This window comes from Azotobacter bryophylli (assembly GCF_042643485.1).
Classification (GTDB): Bacteria; Pseudomonadota; Gammaproteobacteria; order Pseudomonadales; family Pseudomonadaceae; genus Azotobacter; species Azotobacter bryophylli.
In genome coordinates, this window is sequence record NZ_JBHRSJ010000007.1 from 74,898 (window position 1) to 91,440 (window position 16,543).

Annotated in this window: 10 protein-coding genes; all 10 read left to right on the forward strand. The window is 53.7% G+C overall.

The annotated features are described in order from the left end of the window. Nucleotides 1-114 precede the first annotated feature (114 nt). The 10 genes from ACFOJE_RS04405 to ACFOJE_RS04450 all read left to right on the forward strand — a co-directional run bounded on the left by ACFOJE_RS04405 (nt 115) and on the right by ACFOJE_RS04450 (nt 16,444). The gene (locus tag ACFOJE_RS04405; protein ID WP_377813061.1) at nt 115-2,604 is read left to right on the forward strand and encodes a glycosyltransferase family 4 protein; all 2,490 of its coding nucleotides are present in this window, start codon (nt 115-117) and stop codon (nt 2,602-2,604) included. A gap of 111 nt (nt 2,605-2,715) precedes the next feature. After that, nucleotides 2,716-4,227, forward strand: coding sequence for a class I SAM-dependent methyltransferase (locus ACFOJE_RS04410; protein ID WP_377813062.1), 1,512 nt, complete (start codon nt 2,716-2,718; stop codon nt 4,225-4,227). Further along, the gene (locus tag ACFOJE_RS04415; RefSeq protein WP_377813063.1) at nt 4,227-7,988 is read left to right on the forward strand and encodes a glycosyltransferase; all 3,762 of its coding nucleotides are present in this window, start codon (nt 4,227-4,229) and stop codon (nt 7,986-7,988) included. Before ACFOJE_RS04410 ends, ACFOJE_RS04415 begins: the two co-directional genes overlap by 1 nt. 208 nt (nt 7,989-8,196) lie before the next feature. Beyond that, on the forward strand, nt 8,197-9,228 hold the full coding sequence (gmd, locus tag ACFOJE_RS04420) for a GDP-mannose 4,6-dehydratase (RefSeq protein ID WP_377813183.1): 1,032 nt from the start codon (nt 8,197-8,199) through the stop codon (nt 9,226-9,228). Continuing rightward, nucleotides 9,228-10,124, forward strand: a complete 897-nt coding sequence (locus tag ACFOJE_RS04425; protein ID WP_377813064.1) for a GDP-mannose 4,6-dehydratase — start codon at nt 9,228-9,230, stop codon at nt 10,122-10,124. The genes gmd and ACFOJE_RS04425 overlap by 1 nt, the downstream gene beginning before the upstream one ends. 1 nt (nt 10,125) lies before the next feature. Then, on the forward strand, nt 10,126-11,271 hold the full coding sequence (locus ACFOJE_RS04430; protein ID WP_377813065.1) for a glycosyltransferase family 4 protein: 1,146 nt from the start codon (nt 10,126-10,128) through the stop codon (nt 11,269-11,271). Beyond that, entirely contained in the window at nt 11,271-12,392 is a 1,122-nt protein-coding gene (locus ACFOJE_RS04435) for a glycosyltransferase family 4 protein (RefSeq protein ID WP_377813184.1), read from the forward strand. The genes ACFOJE_RS04430 and ACFOJE_RS04435 overlap by 1 nt, the downstream gene beginning before the upstream one ends. After that, nucleotides 12,389-13,348 (forward strand): UDP-glucose 4-epimerase family protein, encoded by a 960-nt coding sequence (locus ACFOJE_RS04440; protein ID WP_377813066.1) that lies wholly within the window; start codon nt 12,389-12,391, stop codon nt 13,346-13,348. The genes ACFOJE_RS04435 and ACFOJE_RS04440 overlap by 4 nt, the downstream gene beginning before the upstream one ends. Then, nucleotides 13,345-14,397 (forward strand): MraY family glycosyltransferase, encoded by a 1,053-nt coding sequence (locus tag ACFOJE_RS04445; protein ID WP_377813067.1) that lies wholly within the window; start codon nt 13,345-13,347, stop codon nt 14,395-14,397. Before ACFOJE_RS04440 ends, ACFOJE_RS04445 begins: the two co-directional genes overlap by 4 nt. Before the next feature lie 55 nt (nt 14,398-14,452). Continuing rightward, the gene (locus ACFOJE_RS04450; RefSeq protein WP_377813185.1) at nt 14,453-16,444 is read left to right on the forward strand and encodes a polysaccharide biosynthesis protein; all 1,992 of its coding nucleotides are present in this window, start codon (nt 14,453-14,455) and stop codon (nt 16,442-16,444) included. The last annotated feature ends 99 nt before the right edge of the window (nt 16,445-16,543 follow it).

Here is a 16,543-nt window from a genome sequence, read left to right on the forward strand (position 1 = left end):
TTGATGCAATGAGATGCCGATTTGGTGGCCGGATTCTCGAAAAGGATACGGTGTGTGGCTGCGGTGATTTCAGGTATTTAAAGGGAAGTTGGATACAGGAAAAGTGAAGGCTCCATGAAAGTCCTTTATTTGGATGTTTCGGCTACGTGCCGTAATGGTTTAAGAACCGGTATCGAACGCGTTGCTCGGGCACTGACTATTGCCTTAATAGAAAATCCTCCGGACGGATATAGGGTCGAGCCTGTTTATCTAGGTAAGGATGATTACGATTGGAACTATTTCTTTGCAAGGCGCTATACGGCTGGGATGCTTGGTATTGCTTCAGAGCTACTTAGGGATAACATTGCTCGACCTGCTGATGGCGATATCGTGTTGGGGCTCGATATATCGGGAGATATGCTTGCTCATGCCTCTGAGGAGGGATTTTTCGCTAGCTTGCGTACCAGTGGCGTTCGTGTTTATTTCATTGTGTATGATCTTCTGCCTTTATCTCTTCCGCATACCTTTCCCTTTGGCGCAGATAAGAGCCATGCTCGCTGGTTATCCGCCGTCACCAGAATGGACGGTGCCCTATGTATAACGCAGTCGGTGGCTGCTGACTTGCATGCCTGGTATTCGCAAAATGCTGCAAGAAGCGAGCATGCGTTTCATATAGTGGTTTCCCATCTAGGGGCGGATATAGAGAATTCCGCTCCAACCAGTGGGCTTCCAGATAACGCATGCCACATTTTGAGTGAATGTAAGGCGCGACCAACATTTCTCATGGTCGGAACGATTGAGCCAAGAAAAGGCTACTTGTTTACTCTGCAGGCGTTCGCAAAGCTTTGGACTGCTGGTGTGGATGTCAACCTGATAATTGTCGGAAAAGAGGGCTGGGTCGGGCTCCCTGACGAAATGCGAAGGACGATTCCATATATTATTGATTGTCTTCGTACACACCCCGAACGAGGAAAACGACTCTTCTGGCTTGAGGGCATAAGTGATGAGTATTTGGAAAAAATATATGGAGTCTCTACCTGTCTAATCGCCGCTTCTGAAGGGGAGGGGTTCGGTCTACCACTTATAGAGGCTGCTCAGCATGGGCTCCCTGTTATCGCTCGGGATATCCCGGTTTTCAGGGAGGTCGCTGCTGATAGTGCTTACTACTTTCAGGGTGTAGATCCAGCTGGGTTGGAGTGCGCAGTTATAAAATGGTTGAGATTATATCGTAGGAGTGCTCATCCGCTGTCTGCAAGCATTAGATGGATTACTTGGAAGGAGTGTGCAAAAAATATCGTTGCCGGCATCATGCAGTCTTATGAGGGGAATATGACTGATAGTATTGCGGCTGATGCGTTGGCCATGAGAGAGAGGGTGAGGGTTTTTGTAGATATATCGGTCACTTATAGGTGCGATCATAAGACTGGCATACAGCGGGTTGTTCGAGCGATTCTGAATGCCCTGCTGAACGATCAGGATAGCTCTCTCGAAATAGTTCCCGTCTATTTGGATGTAGATTTGGATAAAGGAAAATGGTGCTACAGGAAGGCTAACATCTTCGAGCGAGATAGGACGCTGGTCGCAGATAGTGCTGCCTTCTCGCCCGAGATAGAACCTGCAAGCGGCGATACATTGCTCTGTCTGGATTTGGCAGGCGGCTATGTAGTGCCAGCCTCGCGACAGGGTTTATTTTCCTCGATCAGAGGGAAGGGAGCTAAAGTATATTTTGTCGTTTATGATTTATTGCCGGTCAGACTACGGGAATATTTTGAAGAAGCGGATGTTGCTTGCTTTCTCGATTGGCTTGGTGTTACGGCAGAAGGCGACGGTGTCCTCTGTATCTCTCGGGCAGTTGCAGCTGATTATCATCGTTGGTTCGAAATGTTGCCTGCTGCCCTTAAGTCGACAAAATTCAAGATTGCATCGTTTCATCTGGGTGCTGACATAATAAATTCCTCTCCTACTCGTGGCTTTTCAGATAACTGGGAAGAAATAACCAGTGTGATGCATGATCGGCCATGTTTCTTGACTGTAGGCACCATTGAGCCCCGTAAAGGATATAGGCAAGTCTTATCAGCGTTTGAAATTTTGTGGAAAGCCGGAGCTGACTTGACTTTGGTCATGGCGGGAAAGGAAGGTTGGATGATGTCCGACTTCTGTAAGGAATTGACCTGCCACCCTGAGTATGGCCGGCGTCTTCTATGGCTCGATGGTATCAGCGATGAGTGCTTGGAAAGGGCTTATGATGCTTCGACCTGTCTTATCGCTGCCTCCGAAGGGGAGGGCTTCGGTTTACCCCTGATCGAAGCGGCCCAGCACAAACTTCCCATCATTGCCCGTGATATTCCGATATTCCGCGAAGTTGCTGGCAAACATGTCTATTACTTCAGCGGGCAGGCAGCTGAAGACTTGGTATATGCGGTCAACGATTGGCTGTGCTTGTACAAGGAGGGAAAACATCCTATTTCGGATGATATGCCCTGGCTGACTTGGGAAAAAAGTGCGGAACAACTAAAGAGTATATTGCTTGGCTTCAGGCTCGGCACGATGACTCCCAAATCGGCTGATGTTGTCGAGGATGCATGTTGTCTTTTGGGGGAAGCCAATGTCGCCCAAGATTTCTGAACTTGTATCGGCTAGGGGCAGTTGGATAAGGAGGAGGCTCCTCATTAAAGATGTTTTAAAGAAAACATATCGCTGATATGGCTAGGGTTTCTTTGAATATGGAGCATCCCTGTGAAGGAACACTTTTATCGCGCATTTGAGGGGCGTCTTCGCGGTTCAAGAGAGCTGGTAAAGGAGCGCCAGGCATTCTATCTGTCCTTTGTAAAGCCACTAAAAACGCTTTATACCAATTGTCCTGCTCTGGATCTTGGTTGTGGCCGTGGCGAATGGTTGGAGATCTTGAGTGAGAATGGGCTCCAGGCGCGGGGGGTCGATGTCGATCCTGGAATGCTAGAGGCTTGCTACGCCTTGAGCCTGCCAGCAGAGCAGGGCGAAGCCTTGGAAACTCTCAAGCTTCTGGCCGATGAGAGTCTGGCGTTAATCTCCGGTTTTCATATCGTCGAGCACATGCCTTTCGAGTGTCTTCAGGAACTGGTAGCCGAATCGTTGAGGGTGCTGAAGCCAGCAGGCTTGCTGATTCTCGAATCGCCCAACGCGGAAAATCTCATAGTCGGCACCAATAACTTTTACCTTGATCCCAGCCATGCGCGGCCAATTCCCCATCTTTTGTTGAGCTTTCTCATCGAGCATGTTGGTTTTGCTCGGTTCAAGCTGTTGAGGTTGCAAGAGCCTCCAGAGCTGGCAAAGGCCGAGCGAATCGCCCTGATGAATGTGCTGGCCGGGGTCAGCCCTGACTACGCGATAGTGGCGCAAAAGTGGGCCCCGGCTGGGCAAATGGAGCTTTTTGACCATGCATTCAATAAGGACTGTGGCCTTACTCTCGATATGCTTGCTCAGCGCTACGATGGTGGCCTGCAACGGCAGTTCGGTGAGTTGAAAGAGGCGCTGCAGGAGGTAGTCGGTAATACGGGCGCTGCCCTAGACCGGCTCAAGCTGTCGCTCGAAGAGACCAACGCGCGTCTCGAGAAGTCAGAAAGCCGTGGTAGAAGCATCGAAGCTGCCCTTAGGGAAAATATCGCTCGGACCATCCAGGCAGAGATAAAGCAGGCTGCCGTGGAAACTCTCAACGAAACGCTGCGCCAGCAAGTGCAGCAGGCCGCCACTGAGTCGAATGTTCTGCGAGAAGAGGCTCGGCAGCTTGAGCAGCAGCTGCAGCAGGCTCGCCAGCAGCTCAGCGAGGTGCAGCACAACTCCCATCACTGGTATCTACGGGCCAATGCCTATGAGGCACAGACTAAAGATGTCCTCAACAGTACCTCTTGGCGCATCACCAAACCGCTACGCCTGCTGATGGTCTGCTTGCGGCAGCTAAAAGGAGTCCCCTCGCAGACGATAAGACGTTTGCTGTGTTCTGTTCTGTCTCGGGCCATGCGGTGGGTCATGGGAAGACCATTGTTGAGGCAGCGACTAGTCGACCGGCTGAAGCGGCATCAGACCCTTTTTCAGCATCTCAGGCTGTTTGCCCTGAATCACGGTTTGCTGGGGGCTCAGATGCCCCCAGCCCATGCCTCGATCTTCTCAAGCTCAGGAGGAAAGATTGAAGATCTCGTTTCGATGACGCCCAGGGCTCGCCAGATTTTCATACGGATTGAACAAAGCAGACAGAAAAATGGAGCACACTGATGCGTATCGCCATTGATCTACAAGGTGCTCAATCGACCGGTTCTCGCAATCGAGGTATTGGTCGTTACACTTCTTCTTTGGTTGAGGCGATCATCAGGAATCGCGGAGAGCATGAAATCTTCCTGGTGCTCAGTGGGCTTTTTCCGGACACCATCGAGCCCATACGCGCTTCTTTTCAGGGAGTCCTCCCACAGGAAAATATCCGTGTCTGGCACGCTCCAGGGCCGGTGGCTGATCGGGACCATAGCAATGCCGGGGCGCGTCAGGCCGCTGAGTATTTGCGCGAAGCTTTTCTGGCTAGCCTCGATCCCTCGGTGGTGTTGGTCACCAGCTTGTTCGAAGGATTTGTAGATGATGCGGTTACGAGCATCGGTAGTTTGTGTCAGTCGATCCCTACGGCCGTCATCCTGTATGACCTGATTCCTCTGATCAATCGCAGTCCTTACCTGGATAATCCTTCAGTAGCCAAGTGGTATGAGAGCAAGCTAGGTCATCTTCGCCGTGCAGGCTTGTTGCTTGCCATTTCGGAGTCGTCCCGTCAGGAAGGCATACAATGTCTTGGCTTTTCAGAAGAGCAGATAGTCAATATCTCTACTGCAGCGGATAAGCACTTTTGCAAGCAATCGATCACACCAGAGCTGGAAGCTGCCGTACTCCATCGATACGGTCTGGAGAGACCGTTTGTCATGTATACGGGGGGGATCGATCATCGTAAGAATATTGAGGGACTGATTCGAGCTTATGCCAAGTTATCGGTCTCAACGAGACAGCTCCATCAACTGGCTATAGTCTGTTTCATCAGGCCGGAGGATCGCCCCCCGCTCGAGAGCCTGGCGAGGCAGCATGGACTAGCGCCCGGCGAGGTTGCGTTGACGGGCTTCGTCCCCGAAGAAGACCTGGTCGCACTGTATAACCTGTGTAAGGTTTTCGTTTTCCCGTCATTGCACGAAGGCTTTGGGCTTCCCGCTCTGGAGGCCATGGCCTGTGGCCGAGCTGTGATTGGTGCCAATACTTCCAGTCTGCCAGAAGTCATTGGATGCGCTGACGCATTGTTCGACCCACTGGACGACAACTCCATAGCCCGGAAGCTGGAGCAGGTGCTCACCGACGATGGGTTCCGTTTGGTGCTCGAACAGCATGGTCTCGAGCAGGCAAAACATTTTTCATGGAATAAAAGTGCTACGCGGACTATCGCTGCGCTCGAGGCTTTCGTCGCCGAACAGGGAAAGCAGGTTTGCTTGCCGAATCAACCGTTTCGTCGTCCGCGACTCGCCTATGTGTCACCCCTTCCCGCAGAGCGCAGCGGTATCAGTGACTATAGCGCTGAGTTGTTGCCCGAACTGGCCCGTCATTATGACATCGAGGTCATAGTGACCCAGGCTTCTGTCGAGTCGACTTGGATAAAGGCGAATTGCCCAATCCGCACAACCGAATGGTTTCGTGCCCACGCAGGCTCATACGACCGAGTGCTATATCACTTTGGAAACTCTATCTTCCATCAGCACATGTTCGGGCTCTTGGAAGAAATTCCTGGTGTCGTCGTGCTTCATGACTTCTTTCTTTCCAGCATCGTTGCGCATATGGAATCGCATGCAGGAAAAGAGAATTTCTGGGGGCAGGCACTGTATGCAGCACATGGCTATGCAGCATTGCGACACCGTTTCCATGACAGGGATGTTGCCGAGGTTATCTGGCGCTATCCGTGCAATCAGCGGGTGCTAGAGCAGGCGCAAGGCATGATCGTCCATTCGGAAAACTCGCGTTGGCTGGCGCGGCAATGGTATGGCAGCGAAGTAGGCAATGACTGGGCACTGATCCCCCTCCTTCGAGTGCCGAATTTTTCCACGGAGTGGGAGCGTCTCCAGGCGCGTGAAGCGCTAGGGCTACGGGCAGATGATTTTCTCGTCTGCAGCTTCGGTCTGCTGGGTCCAACCAAGCTAAATCATCGACTTCTGGATGTATGGCTGCGCTCTTCGATGGCCAGAGATGGGCGATGTGTGCTTGTGTTCGTCGGTGAGAATGCGGCAGGCGAATACGGTCAAAAGCTGCTTAGGGCGATTTCTGCAAGTTCCTGTAAGGTTCGAATTAGGATAACGGGGTGGGCCGATCCTGGCCTTTTCCGGCGCTACCTGATCGCGGCTGACGTCGGCGTACAACTGCGTACGCACTCACGTGGTGAGACATCCGCTGCCGTTCTTGATTGCATGAATTATGGTTTGGCCACGATAGTGAATGCCAATGGCAGTATGGCCAATATCTCGGATGAGGGTGTCTGGAAGCTACCTGACGAATTCACGGATGCACAATTAGCTTATGCGCTGCAGTCTTTGTGGCAGGACAGCGAGGCTCGGCGGCGACTTGGTGGGCAGGCGAGGAGTATTATCCGTTCTCAGCATGCGCCCCGTGTTTGTGCTGATAGATATTTTGAAGTAATTGAGCACTTTCAGAGCAAGGCGGCCACTAGCATTCATGGACTAGCTGGTGAATTAGCCAAACTTGCAGATGCATCCAGTGATCCGCAGAAATGTCAGCTCTTGGCCGAAGCGATTGACAACTCTATTGCCCCGCGAATCCGATTGCGACAATTGCTGGTTGATGTTTCCGTATTGGTGCAATGCGACGCGAAGAGCGGCATCCAGCGTGTTGTGCGGAGCATTTTGCAACAATGGCTGCTGACCCCCCCCGAGGGCTACAGAGTCGAGCCGGTATATGCCAATAGGGAACGGCCGGGTTATCGCTACGCCCGTCAGTTCACCCTGCGCTTTCTGCAATGTCCTGATAGCGTCCTGGATGACGAGCCGGTGATTTTCTATGCTGGAGATGTGTTCCTTGGTCTCGACTTGCAGCCTGAAATTAGCTCTCAGCGGGATACATATCAGGCTATGCGCCGTAAAGGGGTGAAAGTACAGTTCATCGTATACGACTTGCTTCCGCTTCAACTTCCGAATTGTTTCCCAGAGGGGGTTTCCCAGTTTTTGCAATATTGGCTAGAGATAGTTGCAGAGGCGGATGGTGCTATTTGTATCTCGAAAGCTGTAATGGAAGAGCTTGCAATTTGGTTGAAAGATAACGATAGAACAAATGACCGGGGCTTCAGGCTGAGCTGGTTTCACCTAGGTGCAGATATTGAACATTCTGTGCCGACGACAGGTTTGCTTAGTGAGGCCTCTATGGTGCTTGAGGCTTTGCATGGCAAGCCGACTTTTCTGATGGTCGGTACTATCGAACCGCGCAAGGGATACGGCCAGGCTCTGGCGGCTTTTGAGCTTTTGTGGGCGCAAGGTGCGAATGTGAATCTGGCTATCGTAGGCAAGCAGGGTTGGATGGTGGAGGCGTTGATCGATAAATTGCGTAGCCACCCTGAGCATAGCAAGCGCCTTTTTTGGCTTGAAGGCATCAGTGACGAATACTTGGAGAATGTTTATGCAGCTTCGAACTGCTTGATTGCTGCCTCCGAAGGAGAGGGCTTCGGTTTGCCCCTGATCGAGGCGGCCCAGTACAAGTTGCCTATTATCGCCAGAGACTTACAAGTTTTTCGAGAGATCGCCGGCAAGCATGCTTATTACTTCCAAGGTCTAAATGCAGATGACCTCGCACTTTCTATCCAGGAATGGCTTCAGCTTTACCAAGAGGGGCGACATCCTGTCTCGGATTTCATGCCTTGGTTGACTTGGAGGGAGAGTGCAGAACAGCTCGAGCGTGTGCTATTGATAAATCATACGGTACCTGAGCAGGTAGGAGAGAGCTTTCAATGTGTATAGGTGCTGGAGGCCAAGAGTCAGCGGCTTTTTAAGTGCTTATCCACCGAACTTGAGGCTGATTAGGTTGTCATCTGTCGAGCGGAATGGTTTTAAAGGTCTTTAGCCCTCCAATAGATCAAGGCCTGATTATATGGCAGTCCCATCGTGGAGCGATTTGTAGACTGCCGATAATCGGTGGCATTGATGGCGAAGCATTCAGGGAATGAATATGAAAGCTATAGTTACCGGCATCACTGGCCAAGATGGTGCTTATCTGGCTCAGTTGTTGCTCAGCAAGGGGTACACCGTCTACGGCACTTTTCGCCGTACCAGTTCGGTGAACTTCTGGCGGATTCAGGAGTTAGGGATTGATCGGCATCCGGATCTTCATCTGGTCGAGTATGACCTGACCGATCTTTCTGCGAGTATTCGCCTTTTGCAGAGCACGGAGGCCAGCGAAGTTTATAACTTGGCGGCACAGAGTTTTGTGGGGGTGTCTTTCGAGCAGCCTTTGACTACGGCTGAGATTACGGGGCTTGGGGCAGTGAACCTTCTGGAGGCGATTCGTATCGTCAACCCGAAGGTGCGTTTTTATCAAGCATCGACCTCCGAAATGTTCGGGAAGGTACAGGCGATTCCGCAAACTGAGACTACGTCTTTCTATCCGCGCAGTCCTTATGGGGTGGCCAAGCTCTACGCCCACTGGATGACCATCAACTATCGAGAGTCTTATGGCATCTTCGGTGCCAGTGGCATTCTCTTCAATCATGAGTCGCCGCTTCGTGGGCGTGAGTTCGTAACCCGCAAGATCACTGATTCCATTGCCAAAATCAAACTTGGTAGATTGGACCGGTTGGAGTTGGGCAATTTGGATGCCAAGCGTGACTGGGGCTTTGCCAAGGAGTACGTCGAGGGCATGTGGCGCATGCTGCAGGCTGACGAGCCGGATACCTTCGTTCTAGCCACCAATCGTACCGAGACCGTCCGCGATTTCGTCTCTTTGGCCTGCAAGGCAGTGGATATCGACTTGAAATGGAAAGGGGCAGGAGAGGAGGAGCAGGGGATCGACAGTGCGACTGGCAAGGTGATCGTGGCGGTCAATCCGAAATTCTATCGTCCCGCGGAAGTCGATCTGTTGATCGGTAATGCCGCTAAGGCCCGGGAAACGCTAGGTTGGGAGCCCAAAACCAAGCTGGAAGAGCTGTGCCGGATGATGGTCGAAGCAGATCTGCATCGTAACGAACAGGGATTCTCTTTCTGATGAATACGGCCGGCAAGCGCGCTTTGATTACGGGGATCCATGGCTTTACAGGCCGCTACATGGCGGCCGAGCTTGAGGCTTATGGCTACCAGGTAACTGGTTTGGGGAGTCGGCCAGGGAGCAAACCAGGCTATAGACAGGCCGACCTCCTCGATTCAGAGGCTCTACGTGCTTTGCTTGCCGAGATCCAGCCAGATGTGGTGGTTCATCTGGCTGCCTTGGCTTTTGTCGGGCACGGGAATGCCAATGCTTTTTACGAGGTCAACCTGATCGGAACGCGCAATTTGCTGGAGGCGATCGCTGCCTCCGATAAATCGCCGGAGTGCGTTTTGCTCACCAGTAGCGCCAATGTATATGGCAATGCTTCGGTGGGGATTCTGGATGAGGCCACGACTCCCGCACCTGCCAATGATTATGCCGTGAGCAAGCTGGCGATGGAGTGTATGGCTAGTCTATGGCACGACCGTTTGCCGATAGTGATCGCTCGGCCATTCAACTACACGGGGGTCGGACAGTCGGAAAGCTTCCTGTTACCGAAAATCGTGTCGCATTTCCGACGCAGGGCGGATAAGGTCGAGCTGGGCAATCTGGATGTATGGCGCGACTTTAGCGATGTGCGTTCAGTGGTGCAGGCTTATCGTGCGCTGCTCGATATTCGACCGCTCGGTCAGACGGTGAATGTCTGCTCTGGGAAGAGCTATTCGTTACGGGAAATCTTGGCTATATGCCAGGCCATAACGGGGTATGAGCTGCAAATCGAGGTGAATTCCGCTTTCGTACGGGCCAACGAGGTCAAGACCTTATGTGGGGATAATTCCCACCTTCGTGCATTGCTCGGGACCTGGGATACTCCGCCGCTGGAGGAAACGCTCCGCTGGATGTTGATGGCGGATTGAAATGAAACTCATCATTTCAGTCGATCCGGTCCGTTTTCCACTAACGGGAATCGGTCGTTATACCTACGAGTTGGCGTTAAGGCTGCAGGTCCATAGGGAGCTCAGCGAGCTGCGCTTCTTTGCCGGTTCGCGGTTTTTACCTGCTCTGCCGGTCGCATCCGACCAATCGGATGGCGTTTATGGTCTGAAGCGGACAGTGCAAAAGAGCGCTCTGGCAATGGAGGCTTTTCGCTTGTTGATGCCCCTGCTTCGGCGCCGGACTCTAAAGGGCTTGGATGATTATCTGTATCACGGTCCGAATTTCTTCATTCCTCCCTTCCCTGGGCGCTGTGTCGCTACCTTCCATGACCTTTCTCCCTTCATCTGGACGCAATGCCACACACCGCAGCGCATTCGCTACTGGCAGAAAGAGATGAGAAAAGCCCTTGAGAGAGCGGATGCCCTGATCACGGATTCGGAGTTTACTCGACGTGAACTGGCTAAGTATTTCGCCTGGCCGCTTGAGCGTATCCATACCGTTCCGTTGGCCAGCTCTGCTGAGTTCCATCCCCGGCATGAGGATGAACTGCGGGGCCTTCTGGCCTGCTACGGACTGGTGGCAGGCGGTTACAGCCTGTTCGTTGGTACTGTCGAGCCGCGCAAGAACATCGGGACCTTGCTCGATGCCTACAGTCGTTTGCCGTTGCCGGTGCGCCTGAAGTGGCCGCTGGTTCTTATCGGATATCGAGGCTGGCGTAATGAGGCGATTCATAGGCGAATCGCTCAGGCGCAAGCCGAGGGGTGGGCGCGATATCTCGGATTCGTACCTGCCGGACATCTGCCAAGGTTATTTTCCGGTGCCCGTTTGTTTGCGTTCCCGTCGCTCTACGAGGGGTTCGGGCTGCCAGTGCTCGAGGCAATGGCTTCAGGGGTACCCGTGATCTGCTCCAATTCCTCCTCCTTGCCAGAAGTGGCCGGCAATGCGGCCTTGGTGTGCGAGGCGCTCGATGTGGATGCATTGAGTCTCCTGATCCAGCGGGGCTTGCAGGATGACACTTGGCGAGCTCGTGCTCGCCAAGCAGGACTACGGCAAGCGAGTGAGTTCTCGTGGGATCTTTGCGCAAGTCGTACCTTACAAGTCTATCGTTCGGTTTTGGGGGCGACTTGATAAAGGTTCTTCATTTCTTCAAAACCTATTATCCGGAAACCATGGGAGGGATTGAGCAGGTCATCTTTCAGTTGGCCGAAGGAGGCATCCCTCTTGGTATCCAGTCGGAAGTTCTTTATCTGAGCCGTCGAGGTTCAGCCCGAAGTGAACGGGTAGCCCATCATCTCAGTCATCGCTCCAAGCTGAGTTTGCATGTGGCATCTACCGGATTTTCACTTTCTGCATTTCGCGACTTTACCGAACTGGCCAGCGAAGCGGATCTGATTCACTACCACTTCCCCTGGCCATACATGGATCTGGTGCATTTTGCGACTCGTCTACGCAAGCCGACTGTCTTGAGCTATCACTCCGATATCATCAAGCAGAAGCGTCTTCTCAAACTGTACCAGCCCTTGATGCACCGTTTTCTCGGCACCGTCGACCATATCGTTGCTGCTTCGCCCAATTATGTGGCGACTAGCCCCGTACTCGGGCTCTTTCGGGACAAGGTCAGCATTATTCCTTTTGGACTGGATAAAAAGACTTATCCGATACCTTCTCCGGAACGTTTGGCCTATTGGCGTGCGCGTTTGGGAGAGCGTTTTTTTCTGTTCGTAGGCGCTCTTCGCTATTACAAGGGGCTGACATTCCTGCTGCAGGCTGCTCGGGGGGGCGAGATGCCGGTTGCCATTGTTGGTTGCGGTCCACTCAAGGCGGAATTACATGCCCTGGCTAATGATCTGGGGTTGAGTAATATCCATTTTCTCGGAATTCTTCCGGATGAAGATAAGGCTGCGCTGCTAACCCTTTGTTATGCTTTTGTTTTTCCTTCCCATCTGCGCTCCGAGGCGTTTGGTATATCTTTGTTGGAAGCGGCAATGTACGGCAGGCCCATGATCTCGTGTGAGATCGGCACGGGTACAACTTATATCAATATTGCCGGGAAGACCGGTTTGGTTGTGCCGCCGAGTGACTCATTAGCCCTCCGGTACGCGATGCAAACCCTTTGGGAGCAGCCTCAACTGGCAGAGCGTATGGGGCATGAGGCAGCATCCCGCTTCGAAGCACTATTTACTGCAGAAGCAATGATCACTTCTTATACGAAGCTGTACCGCAATTGCTGCTTTGGAGCTGATCAATGAGAGTGTTAGTGACGGGGGCATCCGGATTTATCGGCAGTGCTTCCGTGCGGATGTTGCAGGTGCGAGGTTATGAGGCGATTGCTGCCGTGCGCCGACAAACAAATAATCTGCCAGACAAGGTGCGCTGTTGTCCGATTACTGACATTGAAGCAGGTACGGACTGGCGTGCGGCATTGGATAATATCGATACGGTCGTCCATGCTGCTGCGCGTGCGCACATCATGCAGGACGTCAGCGTCGAACCCTTGAAAGAATATCGAAAGGTGAATGTCGATGGTTCTCTGCGGCTCGCTCGCCAGGCTGCAGAGGCTGGCGTGAGGCGTCTGATATTCATCAGTTCGATCAAGGTAAATGGTGAGCAAACAGGTGCTGGCGCCCCGTTTCGAGCTGACTCCGAACCTGCCCCAAGAGATGCTTACGGCATGTCCAAACTGGAGGCCGAGCAAGGTCTCCAGGCCCTGGCCGCTGAAACCGGCATGGAGGTCGTGATTATCCGTCCTCCTCTGGTGTACGGCCCAGGAGTCAAAGCCAACTTTTTGAGCATGATGCGCTGGTTGGATCGTGGTATTCCGTTGCCATTAGGAGCAATCGACAATCTCCGCAGCCTGGTGGCATTAGATAATCTGGTGGATCTGATCGTTACCTGCATCTCCCATCCGGTTGCGGCCAATCAGGTATTTCTCGCCAGCGACGGCGAGGATCTTTCCACAACTGAGCTGTTGCTTCGTATGGGCATGGCACTTGGCAAACCAGCTCGATTGCTACCGATACCTAGTACGTGGCTTGAACGGGGGGCTGCCTTGATCGGTCGTTCGGGATTTGCCCAGCGGCTATGTGGGTCCTTGCAGGTGGATATCGCCAAGACCCGGGCTCTGTTGGGCTGGTCGCCGCCCGTTGCGGTTAGCGAAGCGCTGGCGCAAACTGCCCGACATTATCTGAAACATACAAATCTATGACGGTGCTCTGGTTACTGGCGGCTGTAGCAGGATTTTCCTTTCTGTTGACTTGGCAATTACGCCGTTATGCCTTGGCTCGCAGTCTGATGGATATTCCCAACGCTCGAAGCTCTCACTCGCTTCCCACTCCCCGGGGAGGCGGAGTGGCCATCGTTCTAAGCTTTCTCGCTGCAATGCCTCTACTGGTCGCCGAGGGTGGGATTGGCTGGTCAATGATGTGGGGGGTGTTGGGAGCCTGCGGCGGTGTGGCGCTGATAGGGTTCATCGATGACCACTCTCATATCGCGGCCCGTTGGCGCCTGCTGGGGCATTTTTCTGGGGCCTTCTGGGGTTTGTACTGGCTGAAGGGGCTCCCTGGACTTGAGGTACTCGGTTTCTCTCTGGAGCTTGGCTGGTTCGGTCATGTGCTGGCCGCTTTCTTTTTGGTCTGGCTGCTCAATCTGTACAACTTCATGGATGGCATCGATGGGATCGCCAGTGTCGAGGCCATCTGCGTCTGCCTGGGTGGCGCACTGCTATATCTCCTGCTTGGCCAGATGGAGAGAGCGGTCCTACCCCTGTTGCTGGTGGCTGCTGTGTTGGGGTTCGTGGCCTGGAATTTTCCCTTCGCGAGAATCTTCATGGGCGATGCTGGCAGCGGCTTTCTGGGCATGGCCTTGGGTTTACTTCTTCTTCAGGCGGCCTGGTCCAACCCGAAGCTGTTGTGGAGCTGGATGATCCTGCTTGGGGTTTTCATCGTGGATGCCACCTGGACCTTACTGCGTCGTTTTTTTCGCGGCGAGAAAATATATGAGGCTCATCGTAGCCATGCCTATCAGTACGCATCGCGGCATTTGGGTCGCCATTGGCCGGTTACCGTCGCTGTGCTGGTAATGAATCTGGCCTGGTTGATGCCGATCGCGCTCTGGGTGGGGCTCGGTGATCTGGATGGAGTTTTAGGTCTGATATTGGCATATCTACCTCTGCTCATCTTGGCGGTGAAATACAAGGCAGGGAAGCAGGAGGTCTCCGACTCATCCTATCCTGCTGCGGAAGGTCAGGGCGTTTAGCCGACTGTCAGGAGTTGTGAGAATGCTAGGGATTGCCGAGAGGCTTCGTGAACTGATGGTCGCCATGCCCAGGCGTGCCAAGCGGTTGCTACAGGTTGTTATCGATATTTTGCTGGTTTGGCTGGCGTTATGGCTGGCTTTCGTGGTGCGCCTGGGGGGGGTGGAAGATATTTATCCCTTCGGTGGTCATGCCTGGCTGTTCCTTCTTGCACCGGTTATCGCCATTCCTCTCTTCGTTCGTATCGGCATGTATCGTGCCGTCATGCGGTACCTCGGCAACGATGCGCTGATCGCGATCTTCAAGGCCGTCACCCTTTCCACGCTGCTGCTAGCCCTGGCGGTGTATTGGCGCCGAGAGGTTGCGGCGTTCATTCCACGCTCGATGATCTTCAACTATTGGTGGTTGAGCCTATTTCTCATCGGCGGGTTGCGCCTCGCGATGCGTCAATTCTTCGTGGGTGGATGGTATTCGTCGGAGTTCACTTGGCGGCTCCATCAGGCTGAGGGCTTGCCCCGAGTGGCGGTCTATGGAGCAGGATCGGCGGGCAACCAATTGGTCGCCGCTTTGCGCGCAGGGCGGGCGATGCAGCCCGTGGCCTTCATCGATGACGATGGTAATATTGCCAACCGAGTGATTGCCGGCTTGAAGGTATTTAAGCCAAAGCATATTCCCCAGATGCTGGAGGAAACCAAGGCCACCGAGATACTGCTGGCGATTCCATCGGCCTCCCGCAGTCGGCGGCGCGAGATCCTGGCGGCGCTGGAGCCTTATGCGCTGCATGTGCGCAGCGTCCCGGGATTCATCGATCTGGCCAGCGGACGTGTCCGGGTCGAAGATATTCAGGAGGTCGATATTGCCGACCTGCTCGGGCGGGATGCCGTTGCGCCCCGACGCGAGCTCTTCGAACGCTGTATCCGCGGCAAAACGGTGATGGTGACTGGAGCGGGCGGCTCGATCGGTTCGGAGTTGTGCAGGCAGATTCTCACCCAGTCGCCGAGCATGCTCATCCTGTTCGATCATTCCGAGTTCAATCTGTACAGCATCCACCAGGAACTCGAGCGCCGGACCAAGCGTGAATCCCTGAGCCTTCGGTTAGTGCCCATCCTTGGTTCAGTGCGTGATTCGGAGCGATTGCTCGATGTATTGCGCGCCTGGGAGGTCGACACCGTTTATCATGCGGCTGCCTACAAGCATGTGCCGTTGGTCGAGCACAATGTGGCTGAGGGGGTGCTGAACAACGTGCTGGGCACCCTCAATACGGCACAGGCGGCGATCCAGACGGGGGTCGAGCATTTCGTGTTGATCTCGACCGATAAGGCGGTGCGGCCTACCAATGTGATGGGGTGCACCAAACGTCTTGCTGAAATGGTCCTGCAAGCGCTCAGCCAAGAGCCCGCGCCGTTGCTGTTCGATGATCAAGGCGGGGTCCATCAGGTCAACAAGACTCGCTTTACCATGGTTCGCTTCGGCAATGTGCTCGGCTCGTCGGGATCGGTTATTCCGTTGTTTCGCGAGCAGATCCGTCGGGGCGGTCCTGTTACCGTGACCCATCCGAACATTACGCGTTACTTCATGACCATTCCGGAGGCTGCGCAACTGGTTATACAGGCCGGGGCAATGGGGCAGGGCGGCGATGTGTTCGTTCTGGATATGGGGGAGCCGGTGCGAATCGCGGCGCTGGCTGAGAAAATGATCAATCTTTCCGGCCTTTCGGTGCGCAGCGAGAAGAACCCCAATGGCGACATCCCCATTGAGTTCACCGGCTTGCGTCCCGGCGAGAAGCTCTACGAGGAGTTGCTGATCGGCGACAATGTGAGTCCGACCGAGCATCCAATGATCATGCGAGCAAACGAGAGTCATCTGGGCTGGGAGCAATTCAAGCGGGTGTTGAGCGGACTGAAGGAAGCGCTAGACAGTGAAGATCTGCAGCGAGTGCGCAAGATCCTTCGCACCACGGTGGATGGCTATGCTCCGCAGGGTGATATTGTCGACTGGTTGCATGTGCAGCGCACAGAAGCCAATTCATTCGCCCGTTCTCTGCAATAAAGCCTTATGGCTTCCAAATATGTGAGCGGCTTACAATTTCCGGTCTACGCAAATTGCCCATTTGGTCTGTGTGGTTATTCTTGTGTCGCGCGGTCATGG